At 64.5% G+C, this 13,263-nt stretch carries 12 protein-coding genes; 9 read left to right on the top strand and 3 right to left on the bottom strand.

Going from position 1 to position 13,263, the window contains the following annotated elements; genetic code table 11:
* The first annotated feature begins 110 nt into the window (after nucleotides 1-110).
* The gene (locus CXQ89_RS08140; protein WP_104160896.1) at nucleotides 111-1,109 is read left to right on the top strand and encodes an NAD(P)/FAD-dependent oxidoreductase; all 999 of its coding nucleotides are present in this window, start codon (nucleotides 111-113) and stop codon (nucleotides 1,107-1,109) included.
* A 1-nt stretch (nucleotide 1,110) separates the two neighbouring features.
* Here CXQ89_RS08140 and CXQ89_RS08145 read toward each other — a convergent pair whose 3' ends face one another.
* A complete protein-coding gene (locus CXQ89_RS08145) occupies nucleotides 1,111-1,773 on the bottom strand; it encodes a TetR/AcrR family transcriptional regulator (RefSeq protein ID WP_104160897.1) in 663 nt (220 codons plus the stop codon).
* Between the two features lie 160 nt (nucleotides 1,774-1,933).
* On the opposite strand from CXQ89_RS08145, the gene CXQ89_RS08150 reads away from it, so the two are divergent.
* The 7 genes from CXQ89_RS08150 (at nucleotide 1,934) to CXQ89_RS08180 (ending at nucleotide 9,080) form a co-directional block, all read left to right on the top strand.
* Nucleotides 1,934-4,108: an ABC transporter permease gene (locus CXQ89_RS08150; protein ID WP_219815577.1), complete on the top strand. Its 2,175-nt coding sequence runs from the start codon at nucleotides 1,934-1,936 to the stop codon at nucleotides 4,106-4,108.
* Nucleotides 4,109-4,320: 212 nt separating this feature from the next.
* Nucleotides 4,321-5,289 (top strand): bile acid:sodium symporter family protein, encoded by a 969-nt coding sequence (locus CXQ89_RS08155; RefSeq protein WP_104161410.1) that lies wholly within the window; start codon nucleotides 4,321-4,323, stop codon nucleotides 5,287-5,289.
* Between the two features lie 121 nt (nucleotides 5,290-5,410).
* Nucleotides 5,411-6,238 carry an SDR family NAD(P)-dependent oxidoreductase gene (locus CXQ89_RS08160; RefSeq protein ID WP_104160898.1) on the top strand — a complete coding sequence of 276 codons (828 nt, stop codon included), beginning with the start codon at nucleotides 5,411-5,413 and terminating at the stop codon, nucleotides 6,236-6,238.
* A 2-nt stretch (nucleotides 6,239-6,240) separates the two neighbouring features.
* A complete protein-coding gene (locus tag CXQ89_RS08165; RefSeq protein WP_104160899.1) occupies nucleotides 6,241-7,059 on the top strand; it encodes an SDR family NAD(P)-dependent oxidoreductase in 819 nt (272 codons plus the stop codon).
* Nucleotides 7,060-7,108: 49 nt separating this feature from the next.
* Nucleotides 7,109-7,471 carry a GntR family transcriptional regulator gene (locus CXQ89_RS08170; protein WP_104161411.1) on the top strand — a complete coding sequence of 121 codons (363 nt, stop codon included), beginning with the start codon at nucleotides 7,109-7,111 and terminating at the stop codon, nucleotides 7,469-7,471.
* On the top strand, nucleotides 7,468-8,373 hold the full coding sequence (locus CXQ89_RS08175; RefSeq protein ID WP_104160900.1) for an ABC transporter ATP-binding protein: 906 nt from the start codon (nucleotides 7,468-7,470) through the stop codon (nucleotides 8,371-8,373). Before CXQ89_RS08170 ends, CXQ89_RS08175 begins: the two co-directional genes overlap by 4 nt.
* Complete coding sequence (locus tag CXQ89_RS08180) at nucleotides 8,370-9,080, top strand: hypothetical protein (protein WP_104054479.1); 711 nt, start codon at nucleotides 8,370-8,372, stop codon at nucleotides 9,078-9,080. The genes CXQ89_RS08175 and CXQ89_RS08180 overlap by 4 nt, the downstream gene beginning before the upstream one ends.
* Nucleotides 9,081-9,144: 64 nt before the next feature.
* Here the strand turns inward: CXQ89_RS08180 and CXQ89_RS08185 are convergent, their stop codons facing one another.
* Nucleotides 9,145-10,143, bottom strand: coding sequence for a sugar-binding transcriptional regulator (locus tag CXQ89_RS08185; protein ID WP_372434100.1), 999 nt, complete (start codon nucleotides 10,141-10,143; stop codon nucleotides 9,145-9,147).
* Nucleotides 10,144-10,256: 113 nt separating this feature from the next.
* Here CXQ89_RS08185 and CXQ89_RS08190 point away from each other — a divergent pair, with 113 nt between their 5' ends.
* Complete coding sequence (locus tag CXQ89_RS08190) at nucleotides 10,257-12,032, top strand: glycerol-3-phosphate dehydrogenase/oxidase (protein ID WP_104160901.1); 1,776 nt, start codon at nucleotides 10,257-10,259, stop codon at nucleotides 12,030-12,032.
* 79 nt (nucleotides 12,033-12,111) lie between these two features.
* On the opposite strand, the gene CXQ89_RS08195 is transcribed toward CXQ89_RS08190, so the two are convergent.
* Nucleotides 12,112-13,227, bottom strand: coding sequence for a type I phosphomannose isomerase catalytic subunit (locus CXQ89_RS08195; protein ID WP_146067212.1), 1,116 nt, complete (start codon nucleotides 13,225-13,227; stop codon nucleotides 12,112-12,114).
* Nucleotides 13,228-13,263: the final 36 nt, after the last annotated feature.

Here is a 13,263-nt window from a genome sequence, read left to right on the forward strand (position 1 = left end):
CATTTTGCCATGGCGGCAATATTGTTTGCCGTTCCGCTGGTGCCCGCCGGAGGCTTGAAGGACAAGGTCGCCGGCACGGTCGGCGCAGGGATGAAGGGCAGATTCCGGTTATGGATACAGCGGTGGACAGGAACGGGGAAAGCGGCGGCCGGTTCGACGTCGTCGTGATTGGCGGTGCCGCAGCCGGACTGAGCGGGGCGCTGGCCCTGGCGCGGGCCCGGAGGTCCGTGCTGGTGGTGGACGCGGGGGAGCCGCGCAATGCGCCGGCGGCCCACATTCACAATTATCTTGGCAGGGAGGGTGCGGCGCCGGCGGATCTTTACAGCGCGGGCCGCGATGAGGTGCGCAGCTACGGCGGAACCGTGAGAACGGGCCGGGTAACCTCGGTGACCCGGGGCGCCGACGGAGGATTCCTGGCGCAGCTGGCTGACGGAGAGCGGGTCCACGCCCGCCGGGTGCTGGCCGCTTCCGGGGTGGCAGACATCCTGCCGGATCTGCCTGGAATCGAGGAACGCTGGGGCACGGCAGTGCTGCATTGCCCGTACTGCCACGGCTGGGAGGTCCGGGACAAAGCAATAGGTATTCTGGCCACTGATATCGCAGCGGCAATGCACCAGGCGCTGTTATGGCGTCAATGGAGCGCGGACGTGGTGCTGTTTCTCCACACGGCCGGAACTCCGGACGCTGCGCAGGCAGAGCAGCTCGCGGCACGGGGGATCCGGACGGTTGCCGGTGAAGTCACTGCCGTGGAGGGGACCGCCGGTGCCGGTATCCGGCTGGCCGGCGGGGAGCTGGTGAACCGGGATGCCCTGGTGGTGTTTAGCCGTCTGCAGGCCCGGGCCGGGTATCTCGCGGAGCTGGGGATTGTCCCGGCCGATCAGTACATGGGTGAGGTGGTCTTCGGGACGGCGGTACCGGTGGATTTCACCGGTGCCACCCCGGTGCCTGGTGTATACGCAGCGGGCAACCTTGCCGCACCGTCAGCGCAGGTGATGGCGGCGGCCGCCGCCGGCCTGATGGCCGGTGCCGCGATCAACGGGGACCTGGCGGCAGAGGAGACGGCGCTCGCCGTCGAGGCGGCACGCGCGCGTCCCGGATCTGCGGCGTGATTCAGGGCAGGTAAACCGCGGAAGGCTGGGTGAGGAAGTCACCCGGATGGGTTACCGGTGCGGAGAGCATGCCAGCCGAGGCATCAATGAGGAAGTACCCCACTCCGGTCCAGTTGGCCTTTTCCGCCCCGTCCTGGATGCGTGCCTCGTACTCGGCGGACACTCCCAGCACCATGTTGCCCAGGATCCAGGAGCGCCCGTACCGCGTGGTCGGAGCCAGCTCTCCGGTAGCAGCCTCCAGGCGCCCAATCAGGTCCTCGGTCAAGGGGTTGGCAAGGACGGATCCTGCGAGCACCTCCTGCATGGACGGTACCGCCCGCAGCTGGTAGACGAAGCGTGCCCGCCAGCTCGGCACCGGCAGCGACCCCAGGTGCTCGACCCACGGCAGGATCAGGCAGGCCAGCAGCTCCGGAAGAGCAGGGTTTGGGTTGAGCCCGGCCGCCAGTTCAGCCCGGCGGCGGCTCGTGTCCGCGGTGTGCCGGGTGACCAGGGCGCGGATGAGCTCCTCCCGGCCACCGAAGTGGTAGGCGACGGCGGAATGGTTGGCGGTGCCGGCCCGTTCGGCGATCCGCCGGTTGGAGACGGCGTCTATGCCGAAGCGGGCGAAAAGTTCCTCGGCCGCGTCCAACAGTGCTTCGCGCGCCTTGTCACCGTGCTGCCCCATGGCCGATCCCTCTTTCAATGCCGTTCCGCCAATATTCCCTCGATTATCAATTTTACGCCACTTGGCGTAATTTTGACGAGTTGGTTCCACTAACCCGTCCGGCCGCCTCCGGCCCGGCGCACCCGCCCCGACTTCGTTGATCTATTACAGGAGCACGTTCTTGACCAATCCCCACCCGACCTCCGCTGACTCCCCGCCGGACACCGTCCCGGCGACGGAGGTTGAAGCTCCGGAGAGCCAAGTGTCTGACGCGGCGGCCGCCAAGCGTGCGAAGGCCGAAAAGATCGGGCGCTACGTCGCCATGTTCATGATGCCGCTCCTGATGGTGTCCATGCTGGTGGGCGGTTACCTGGCCGCTATGCATTCACCGGAACCGCACAATATGCCCATCGCAGTCAGCGGCCCCTCGCAGCAGGCGGATTCGTTCACCGGGGCATTGGAGTCCGCCGCCCCGGATGCTGTTGACGTTCGGAGGGCGGCATCGGCAGAGGAAGCACGCCAGCTGGTGCTGGACCGCGAAGTTTCAGGTGCCGTGGTGCTGTCCGGCGGTTCGGCCACCGTGTACACCGCCGGTGCAGCCGGCGCCTCGCAATCCAGCACCGTCACCGCGCTCCTGGCCCCGCAGGTGCTCGGCCAGGGGTTGAACCTGCAGACCGACGATCTCAAGGCGCTGCCGGACAATGACATGGCCGGCCTGGGGGCAATGTTCATGACGACCGCCCTGATGCTTGCCGGTTACATGCCGTTGAGCCTGGTACTGTCCAACTCGCCCGAACTCCTCCGCTTCCGCCGGTTTGTTCCTCTGCTCGCAGGCTGGTCCGCTCTGATTGCCGCACTGGTGTGGACCGTCGTCGGCCCGATCATGGGTGTGGTTGAAGGCCACACCGCGGCCGTTCTGGGCATCTGCTGGCTGTCGGTCTTCGCCGTTGGCAGCGTCCAGTTGTTCCTGACCCGTATCTTCGGTCCGATGGCTGTGCTGGTGGGCATGCTGTTCCTCATGGTGCTGGGGGTGCCGGCGTCCAACATGAGCATGTCCGTGCACACGATGCCCGCCCTCTACCCCTTCCTGCACAGTTTCCTGCCGGCTGCCGCTACCGGTGAGTCGCTTCGATCGGTGCTCTACTTTGACGGGAACGGCGCCGCCGGGCACCTGCTGGTGCTGGTCATCGGCATCGTCGCCTCCCTGCTGCTGACTCTGGGGCTTGATGCCCTGAAGCGGCGCCGCAAGCCGGATGCCAAGCCGCTGGCCGTCAATGTGGCGTCGCTGCACGGCGGGCCGCGCCCGAAGAGCCGGGTCTGGCGCTATGTCACCCTGGCATTCTTCCCGCTGGTCATGGTGTCGATGATGCTCACGATGATGCTGGGCGCCATGTACCAGCCCGCGCCCAGGGACATGCCGGTCGCCGTCGTCGGTGCCACCACTGAGCAGGCCGAACAAGCGGTTGCCGGACTCGAAGAAAACATGTCCGGGCTCTTTGACCTGCGGGCACTGGATTCCGCCGATGAGGCCCGTGAGCAGGTCCGGGACCGTGAGGTCACCGCAGCCTACGTCCTGCCGTCGGCAGAGAACCCCGCCGCAACCCTCTTCACCAACCAGGCCGCGGGCGTGAGCGCGCAGCAGGTGGTCAGCCAGGTGTTTGGCCAGGTGTCCGCCGGCCAGCAGATGGAACTGATCAAGGAGGACATTGCCCCGCTGCCGGGTCAGGACTCCATGGGCATGGCCACCATGTACCTGGCCATGGGCTGGATTATGGCCGGGTTCATGATCATTGTGGTGGGCGCGACCGCCCAGCCGGCCAGCCGTCCGCTTCGCAAGCTCCTGCCGATCGCGGCCGGTTGGGCGGTAGGCTTCTCTGCATTCCTGTGGGTGATCGTTGACGTCTTCGTTGGCGCCGTAGACGGGCACTTTTTCCAGCTGTGGGCGGTTGGAGCCATCGCCATTTTCTGCGTTGCCATGTTCACCGCGGTCTTTGAACGCCTGATCGGGATGCTCGCCATTCTTCCGGTGATTGGAATCCTGATGTTCCTGGGCGTTCCGGCCTCCGGGGCCGCGATGTCCATCTACATGGAGCCGGAGATCTTCCGTTTCCTGCACGAGGTACTGCCGATGCCGGCAGCAGTGGAGTCCATCCGTTCCATCCTGTACTTCGGCGGGGACACCGTTGCCTCCCACCTGCTGACCCTTGGCATATGGGGTGCTGCTTCCCTGGTGGTTGTCATCATCATCGACCGGATCAAGCCGCCCCGCACCGAAGCCTGGCCGGTCGACGAGGCTCCGGCCCCGGCGGATCCGGCTGGTGACAAGGCTGCGGAGAAGGAGTTTGCCGCGGTGTAATCCGCCGCAGTTACCGGTGCCCGTCCAGGTGCGCCGGTAACCCGGGGGCCGCTGCTGATGCAGCGGCCCCCCTTTGCGTTGCCGGGATAAACAGTTCCAAAGAAAGCTGAAAACTCCCTTTCCAGCCTTGCGCTCCCGATGTCGCCGCGCAGCTTTGAGGGTGCCGCGTGTCACAATCAGCGGATCAGCGCCGGCAGTGCCACCATATGGGCATGTCTGCGAATACCGGCACCCCAGCCCCCCAGCAAACCCGGACCGGCGAAGAGCGCAGTGCGCGCGTGGCGGTTACGGTCTTTCCCCTGCTCATCCTTGCCGGGGGAGCGGTGGCCCTCTTCTTCCCGGAGCCTTTCACCGGTCTATCCGCGTTTATCAATCCGGGCTTGATGCTCATCATGTTCGGCATGGGCCTGACCGTGACCCTGCCGGACTTTGCACTGGTGGTACGGCAGCCCCTGCCCGTGCTCCTCGGCGTCGTCGCCCAGTTTGTGATCATGCCGCTGCTGGGAGCCGGAATCGCCTGGGCACTGCAGCTGAGTCCTGAACTGGCAGCCGGCGTGATCCTCGTAGGGTGCGCGCCCGGCGGTACAGCTTCCAACGTGGTGACCTACCTTGCCAGGGGCAACGTTGCCCTGTCGGTGGCCATGACCTCGGTGTCCACCCTGCTGGCACCCCTGTTGACGCCGCTGCTGGCGCTGTGGCTGGCCGGACGGTACATGGCGGTTGACGCCGGTTCCATGGCCCTGTCCATTGTCCAGATTGTGCTGATTCCCGTGGTGCTGGGACTTGTGATCCGCTACGCAGTGCCCCGGCTGGTGGACCGTGTGCTGCCGGCCCTGCCATGGATCTCGGTTCTGGCCATTACGTTTGTAGTGATTGCCGTAGTGGCCGGAAGTGCTGCCGCCATCGTCACCGCTGGCTGGCTGATCCTGCTTGCGGTCATCCTGCACAACGGCCTCGGACTGGGCCTGGGCTACGGCGCGGCGAAGCTCTTCCGCCAACCCGTAGCCTCCCGGCGAACCATGGCCATTGAAGTGGGCATGCAGAACTCCGGGCTGGCCGCGGGACTGGCCAAGCAGTATTTCACGCCCGAAGCTGCCCTTCCGGCGGCTGTCTTCTCGGTGTGGCACAACGTTTCCGGTGCCCTGATGGCAGCTTTCTGGCGGAGCAGGAATTCCCGCTAACCCCGACCCCCTGTCCGGATGTGCGGGAGCAACGGGGATGCTTCAGGCGCAGGGCTACCGTTTGCGGTGCCTTAGCCGCTAGGGTGATGCCGTCCCGGCACTTCGAGGAAAGCAGGCGCCCATGGCGTCCAAGACCATCGTGATCACCGGCGGGTCCGACGGCGTCGGCGCGGCTGCCGCACGCAGGCTCGCCGCGGACGGCCACCACGTTGTGGTGGTGGGACGGTCGCAGGAGAAGACTGCCGCTGTGGCGGAACAAACGGGCGGACAGTACTTCCTGGCCGATTTTGCCGAGCTGACCCAAGTGCGGAATCTGGCTTCGGAACTGCTGCAGCGTTATCCGCGCATCGATGTCCTGGCCAACAACGCCGGTGCCATCTTTGGCAAGGAGCGGCAGGTCACCGGAGACGGACACGAGATGACGTTCCAGGTGAACTATCTGGCCCCGTTCCTGCTCACCCGCCTGCTGACGGACCGGTTGCTGGAGTCGCGGGGGACCGTCATCAACACCTCGAGCATCGCGAACCGGCTCTTCGCCCGGGTGGATTTGGATGACCTGGAGTCGGAGAAGAACTACAACCCCCGGAGAGCCTACGGAAACAGCAAGCTTGAGCAGATCCTGTTCACCGAGGAATTCGACCGCCGGTACCGCTCACACGGTGCCACCTCGACGGCGTTTCATCCGGGCAACGTTGCCTCCGGCTTCTCGGGCGTCCGGGGGTCCGCCATGCACGCGCTTTACCAAACCCGGCTTGGGAAGCTGTTCCTGACCAGCCCGGAAAAGGGGGCCAGGACACTGGTGTTCCTGGCTGAAGGCACACCCGGCGAGGACTATCCCACGGGCAAGTACTTTGAGCGGTGCAAGGTTGCGCGCCCGAACCGCCAGGCCCGGGACGGGGCCCTTGCACTGGGGCTGTGGAACCGGTCCGTGGCAATGATCGAATCCTGAGCATGATGCGCAAAACCATCGTGATCACCGGTGCCAGCGACGGTATCGGTGCTGCCGCCGCCAGACAGCTGGCCCGGCAGGGTCATCGCGTGGTGGTGGTGGGGCGGTCGCCGTCGAAGACGGCTGCAGTGGCCGGGCACACCGGCGGCGAGTACGTCGTGGCCGATTTCGCCGCGCTGGACACTGTGCGGAACCTGGCGTTCCAGCTGCTGGCACGCTGCGGCGTCATCGACGTCCTGGCCAACAACGCCGGAGCAATGTTCGGCTCGAGGCGGCAGATCACTGAGGACGGACACGAAAGGACTTTCCAGGTGAACTACCTGGCGCCCTTCCTGCTCACCCAAATGCTGACCGACCGGCTGCTGGAGTCGGGCGGAACCGTGATCAACACTTCCAGCGCGGCCAACTTATTCGGACGCATCGATCCGGATGATCTGGAGCTGGAAAAGCGGTACCGTCCCTTTCGGGCTTATGCGGCAGCCAAACCCGCACTGATCCTGTTTACACGCGAGTTTGACCGCCGTTACCGCCTCCGGGGAGCAACTTCCACAACCTTCCACCCCGGCCTGGTGGCCACCAATTTCCTCAGGGAGCACGGTGTGGCACCCGGCGCAGGGCATTCACCCCTGCGGCATCTGGTGCTGACTCCGGACAAGGGCGCCCGAACGCTGGTCTATCTTGCCGGGGCTGTTCCGGGGCAGGACTACGCGACAGGCGAGTATTACCGGCGGTGCAAGGTGGCGCGCCCTAACCGCCAGGCCCGGGACGGAGCGCTGGCACTGGGGTTGTGGAACCGGTCCGTGGCAATGCTGGAGTCCTGACTTTCCAGTACCTATGTCCATTAGTCCACTAATGGACTACGGTGTGGTCATGTTCACAGGTGAGGGTCCGATCTTCCAGCAGCTTGCTGTGAGGATTGCCGACGACATCGTGGCGGGAACCTATCCCGAAGAGACCGCTGTGCCTTCGGCCACCGACTTCGCCATGTTCCACCAAATGAATCCCGCCACCGCCAGCAAGGGCGTGAACATGCTCGTGGATCTGGGCGTGCTCTACAAAAAACGGGGCATCGGGATGTTTGTTGCGACCGGAGCGCGGAAAGTCCTCCTTGCCCGGCGGCGCGATGAGTTTCGCAAACAATACCTGCAGCCGCTTCTTCGCGAAGCCGCGGTCCTTGAGATTCCGGCCGCCGAACTGCGCTCGATGATCGACGATGAACAGGATCCGGCATGACCAACGCAATCGACATCCGCTCCATGAGCCGCGCCTTCGGGCACTCGAAGGCGCTCGACGACATCACGCTCACCGTTCCGCCGGGCGCCATCTGCGGACTCCTTGGCCGGAACGGTGCCGGCAAAACGACCATCATGTCCATCCTCGCCGGCCAGGACCGGCCGAGCTCAGGCACAGCGGAAGTGTTTGGACAGAACCCCTTTGAGAATGAAGCGGCCCTGTCCAAGATCAGCTTTGTCCGCGACAACCAGCGGTATCCCGACGGCTACCGGCTGCACCATGTCCTGCGCATCGCCCCCGAATTTGCGCCGAACTGGAACGCCGGCATTGCCGCGGAACTGGTGGAGGGATTACGCATCCCGGACAGGACGCCGATCAAGAAATTCTCCCGGGGACAGCTTTCCGCCGTCGCCATTGTTCTCGCCCTGGCCTCGCGAGCCCCGCTCACACTCCTTGATGAGCCCTACCTGGGCCTAGACGTCACAGCCCGGGCGTTCTTTCACAACATGCTTCTCCGGGACTACACGGAGCACCCCCGCACGGTCATCCTGTCTACCCACCTCATCGAAGAATCCGAAGCTCTCTTTGACCGTGTAGTGATCGTTGACCGGGGCCGGGTGCGCGCCGATTGCGACAGCGACGAGACATCCAGCCTTGCCTTTACCCTGAGCGGGACCGCAGACGCTGTCGAGCGGCTCTCAGAAGGCAGTGCCCTTCTCCTCTCGCACACAGTCGGCAACCTGAAATCGGTCACCGTCAGCGGGACCGCCGACGACGATCTCCGAACCCAGGCGCGCACACTCGGAGCAACCGTTTCGCCGGCTACCCTCCAGGAACTCGTCGCAGCATTCGGGGCAGATGCACCGCAACCGATTCGCACCAGGAAAGGGGCACACGCATGAGCGCCGTCGTCTCAACTGTCAAAATCCACCTCAACCGGCGGACGGAAACCTTCGTTGTGCCACTCACCATCGCCGGGTCAGTCGCCATCATCTCCGTGCTCACCGCACTGATCTTCTGGCGTTCCGGTAGCCAACCGGGCAGCGAGGCGTGGATCCAGGGCTCCCAGAGCAATCCCGGAATTGTCTACGCACTGGTGGGTTTTTTCTGCTATCTCGGTGTTGCCAGTGTTGGAACAACGTTCCCGTTCGCGTTGGCTCTCGGGGCATCCAGGCGGTCATTCGTCGCCGGTACCATCATCTGGAACGCACTCACCGCCGCCTACGTCGCCCTGATCCTGGCTGCGCTCAATGCCATCGAGATCGCCACCAACCACTGGTTTGCCGGCTTCTACATCTTCGATATCTACGTCCTCGGCGGCGGCGACACACTGCGTCTGCTGCCGATCGTCTTCCTGGGAGTACTTGCCACACTTACCATCGGAGGAGTCTTCGCCGCAGCGTGGGTACGCTTCGGCGCTCTCGGCCCTCAACTCCTCGCAGGCGGCGTCGTCCTCATACTGGCGGTGGCGGTAATCATCCTCGTGCCCCAGGCGGCAGCAATTGCCGCCGCCTTCCACCTCTGGTGGCTTGCTGCCGCAGCCATCGGTGCGGTCGTGCTCTCCGCCACCGGAACCTGGCTGCTGCTGCGGCCGGCGACTGTGCGCTGACGGGCACACTGGAGTCCCGGGCGGATCCGGACCCATTGTCACCGGACCGGCCAGACGCATCCGCTCAGCAGGAGGCCAGCCTGCGGGCCGAGTTTTCATCCAGGATCAGGTCCGTCACCAGACCGGCGCGCAGCGCCCCCAGCAGGCTGGTGGTCTTGGCTTCCCCGGCCACCACGCAGATGCGGCGCGGGACCTGCCGCAGCTGGCCCAGCTCCGGGCCGGTGCTGCGGGCGTTGAGGCTGATGCCGTCCCAGGTGCCGTCCACGCGGTAGAACATGGTGGCGACGTCGCCCACCACGCCTTCGGCCATCAGATCCTCCAGATCCTCTTCATCGAGGTAGGCGCCGTTGTAAACGTGGCTTGGAACGCCCGCCTCCATGGAGCCGACTCCGAAGATGGCGATGTTCATCCGGGCCTGCAGATCCAGCACGCGCTTCACGGGACGTTCGCGCCACATGGCTTCCTTGGTCTCCGTGTGGTCGAAGAACGCGGGCACCGGGAACTGCACCACGCGTGCGCCGTAGGCATGGCCGAAGCGCTGCAGGATTTCACTGGCATAGGTGATGCCCGAGGTGCGGAAATTGCCGGCACCATTCATCTGCACAACTGTGCTGTCATGGGTGTCCTTGACGCCCAGATGCTGGCTGACGGCGGTCAGTGTGGAGCCCCAGGCAACACCCACGATGGCGTCCGAATCAATCAGGGGATTGATGTGGTGGGCGGCTTGAACGGCAACACGCTGCAGAATCTGGGCGGGGGAAACCCCCTCCACCACGGGCACCACCTTGGCGTGGATTCCGAAGCGGGAACTGATTTCCTTCTCCAGCGCCGGAGCCCGGTCCGCAGCGCTGTTGATCTTGATCTCCACCAGTCCGGTGCTGCGGGCATGCGAGAGCAGGCGGGAAACAGTGGAGCGCGAGATCCGCAGTTCGCGGGCGATGGCTTCCATGGTCAGGTTCTGCAGGTAGTACATCTGTGCCGCCCGCAGGGCGTCCCGGTCGCGTTCCGCCTGAGGGGTAATACCCTCCCCGTGCCGTGCAGCGGAACGCTTGGTGACACCAATGTTCACTTGTTGTCCACCCAATCCGCAAAGAACCTCATGTATCCATTATGTCAGGGTGCACGTTTGTGCATCGGCTCGATGCCTGAGCCCTCAGGCTTCGAGCATGGATGGATATGGCAAAGCCGCCACAGAAGCGTTTGGAGATAGTCGTGGACAATTCCGTGAACCCCAACAAGGGAAAAACCGCCGTCCGTCCGGTCGTGCAGCAGCTGAAGGACCGCCCCCGGGCCTCAGTGCTGATCGTGGGCGGCGGCATCAATGGCGTAGGCACGTTCCGTGACCTGTCGCTGCAGGGAGTGGACGTAGCACTCGTGGAACGCGGGGACTACTGCCAGGGCGCTTCCGGTGCCTCATCCCACATGATCCACGGCGGCATCCGCTACCTGGAAAACGGCGAGTTCCGGCTCGTGCATGAGTCCGTCGTCGAGCGCAATGCGCTGCTCCGACTGGCCCCGCACTATGTAAAGCCGCTACAGACCACCATCCCGATCACCAGCACCTTCTCAGGCATCACCGCAGCCCCGCTGCGCTTCCTGACGCACAAGCAGGGCAAGCACACCGAGCGCGGCGCCGTGCTCATCAAAGCCGGCCTGCTGATGTACGACTTCTTCTCCCGCGGCGGCCGCGTGGCTCCGCGCCACAACTTTGTCGGCAAGAAGAAGTCCCTGCAGGAACTGCCCAAGCTGCGTTCCGACGTCAAGTACACCGCCACGTACTTCGACGCCTCGGTCCACAACCCCGAGCGCCTCACCCTGGACGTGCTGCGCGACGGACTCGAAGCTAATCCGCAGTCCCGCGCCAGCAACTACGTCTCGGCCGTGGGCACCACGGACGCCGGAACGCTGCTGCGCGACGAACTGACGGGCGAAGAATTCCTGTTCGAAGCCGACGTCGTCATCAACGCCACCGGCGCCTGGGTGGACGAAACCAATGATTCCTTCGGAAAGCGCACCTCCTTCATGGGTGGCACCAAGGGCTCACACATCGTCCTGGACCACCCGGAACTGCTTGAAGCCTGCAACGGCCGCGAACTGTTCTTCGAGCACACCGACGGCCGCATTGTCCTCATCTACCCGATGGGTGACCGCGTGCTGGTGGGCACTACGGACATCGACGCCGACATCACCGAGGACTCGGTGTGCACCGATGAGGAAATCGAGTACTTCTTCGAACTCGTTGCGCATGTGTTCCCGACCATCGACGTGCGCCGCGACCACATCGTGTACACCTTCTCCGGTGTCCGTCCGCTGCCCAAGCACGATGACACGCAGCCCGGCTTCGTGTCCCGCGACTACCGCATCGAAAAGCGCATGGACCGCCGCGCCGGCAAGAACGTCACCACCCTGTCTCTCGTGGGCGGCAAGTGGACCACGTTCCGCGCCCTCTCCGAAAACCTTGCTTCCGAAGCCATGACCGCACTGGGCATGCCGCGGAAGACGACGACGTCGGAGCTTCAGATCGGCGGCGGCAAGGACTTCCCGCGCACCGAAGCGGAAGAGCGCCTGTGGGTCAACCGCACGGCCAGCGAGGTTGCCGACCGCGACCGCGTCCGCGTGCTGCTGACCCGCTACGGCACCCGCGCCACCGATGTTCTCGAGTTCCTGGCGAAGGGTGGAGATCAGCTGCTGGCCTCCACTCCCGAGTTGAGTACCCGTGAGCTTACCTACATGGTGGAAAACGAGCAGATCACCCGTCTGTCCGACATCCTGATCCGCCGCACGTCACTGGCCTTCCGCGGCCTGGTGACCGAGGAGATGCTCAATGAGCTGGCGGAACTGCTTGCTCCCCAGCTGGGCTGGGATGAGGAAGAAGCCCGGGTCCAGGTGCAGGGTGCACGCGACCTGCTGGTGAACAAGCACGGCATGAAGATAGGTGTGCCGGTAGCCTAGGCACCCACCAAAATTCAAACAGCAGAGGGAGGACACCAGTGGTGTCCTCCCTCTGCTGTTTGTCTGCCGGGCGTCGCAGCTAGAGTGCCGACGCCACGAAGACCTGGGACGGGCCGGTGAAGGTGGCCGTCACGGGCGCCCCGGCGTACAGGATCTTTGTTTCGGGAAGCATTTCAGCCGTGACCTCCTCCACGGTGATGGAGGCGGGATCCATAGCAGCCAGCACAACGCTGAACGGCCCCACAACGACGGGCTTTGGATCTTTCCCCACAACCACCCGCCGCAGGTCCAGGTCGTCGCTCCACAGCGGTATGCGCTGCTCGCCGTCACCGAGCTCGAGTACGGGCAGGGCAGAAGGCTGCGGCTGTCCGGTGCTTATCAGCTGCAGCAATTCGGTGAGGTCCACCTGCTCCGTGGTGAGGGCGGCGTGCAACGCATTATCGGAGATGCCCATAACCACCACAGCCTGGCCGGACAGATAGGTATGCAGGCATCCGGGAGGGATCACGGTTGCCTCCCCGGGATTCAGCTGGATCAGTTTCATGCAGATGGCCAGCAGGATGCCGCGGTCGTGCGGGAAGAGCTGCTGCAGGCGGCGCACTGTGGCGACCGCCTCTGCAGCCGGTCCGTTAGCGGACCGGCATCGCTCCACCGCCTCGGCTGTTTCCCGCAGGGCAGATTTGGTTTCGTCTGGCGACATGCGCAGAACGGAATGGATAGCAGTCTCATGGCGGAAGCGAAGGTAGGAACGCAGCCAGGGCAGTTCCAGCCCGGATGCGATGGCCTCAAGTTCCTCGATGCTCCGTTCTCCGGCAAGCACGCGCAGGGGAGTGAGGGCTACCGCCACCTCACATTTCGGGTTGCGGTCCTTGTAGTGGCGGTTTCCGGCGTTCAGGGGCACGCCCCGGGCCTGCTCCCGTATGAAACCGGTCAGCGCCTGCTCCCAATGCGGGTGCAGCATGATGGGAGGCGGAACATCCGCGTCCAGGACCCGGAGGCTAAAGGGGAACGGCGAGCCGGTTTTGACTTCAGCATGGGGGACCGGAAGCGACCGGTCTCCGGCAAATTGTTCGAGCGTTTGCCGAAAGGTCGCGGGATCCCATTCAATGAGCAAACCGCGGGAAGGAAGCGGCGGAGGCCGATGAACAGGCGTTAGGGACCTCGAGACGGCGGAATCGGTACGCACTACAGTCACTTAAATCACCAAAATGGACCAGAGACGGAGGGACGG

This window comes from Arthrobacter sp. ZGTC212 (assembly GCF_002929255.1).
Classification (GTDB): domain Bacteria; phylum Actinomycetota; class Actinomycetes; order Actinomycetales; family Micrococcaceae; genus Arthrobacter_B; species Arthrobacter_B sunyaminii.

Bases quoted from the DNA above. Each gene is read 5' to 3' on its own strand.
- CXQ89_RS08140 (WP_104160896.1), top strand. From the start codon at position 111: ATGGATACAGCGGTGGACAGGAACGGGGAAAGCGGCGGCCGGTTCGAC.
- CXQ89_RS08145 (WP_104160897.1), bottom strand. From the start codon at position 1,773: ATGGGGCAGCACGGTGACAAGGCGCGCGAAGCACTGTTGGACGCGGCC.
- CXQ89_RS08155 (WP_104161410.1), top strand. From the start codon at position 4,321: ATGTCTGCGAATACCGGCACCCCAGCCCCCCAGCAAACCCGGACCGGC.
- CXQ89_RS08160 (WP_104160898.1), top strand. From the start codon at position 5,411: ATGGCGTCCAAGACCATCGTGATCACCGGCGGGTCCGACGGCGTCGGC.
- CXQ89_RS08165 (WP_104160899.1), top strand. From the start codon at position 6,241: ATGATGCGCAAAACCATCGTGATCACCGGTGCCAGCGACGGTATCGGT.
- CXQ89_RS08170 (WP_104161411.1), top strand. From the start codon at position 7,109: ATGTTCACAGGTGAGGGTCCGATCTTCCAGCAGCTTGCTGTGAGGATT.
- CXQ89_RS08175 (WP_104160900.1), top strand. From the start codon at position 7,468: ATGACCAACGCAATCGACATCCGCTCCATGAGCCGCGCCTTCGGGCAC.
- CXQ89_RS08180 (WP_104054479.1), top strand. From the start codon at position 8,370: ATGAGCGCCGTCGTCTCAACTGTCAAAATCCACCTCAACCGGCGGACG.
- CXQ89_RS08190 (WP_104160901.1), top strand. From the start codon at position 10,257: ATGGCAAAGCCGCCACAGAAGCGTTTGGAGATAGTCGTGGACAATTCC.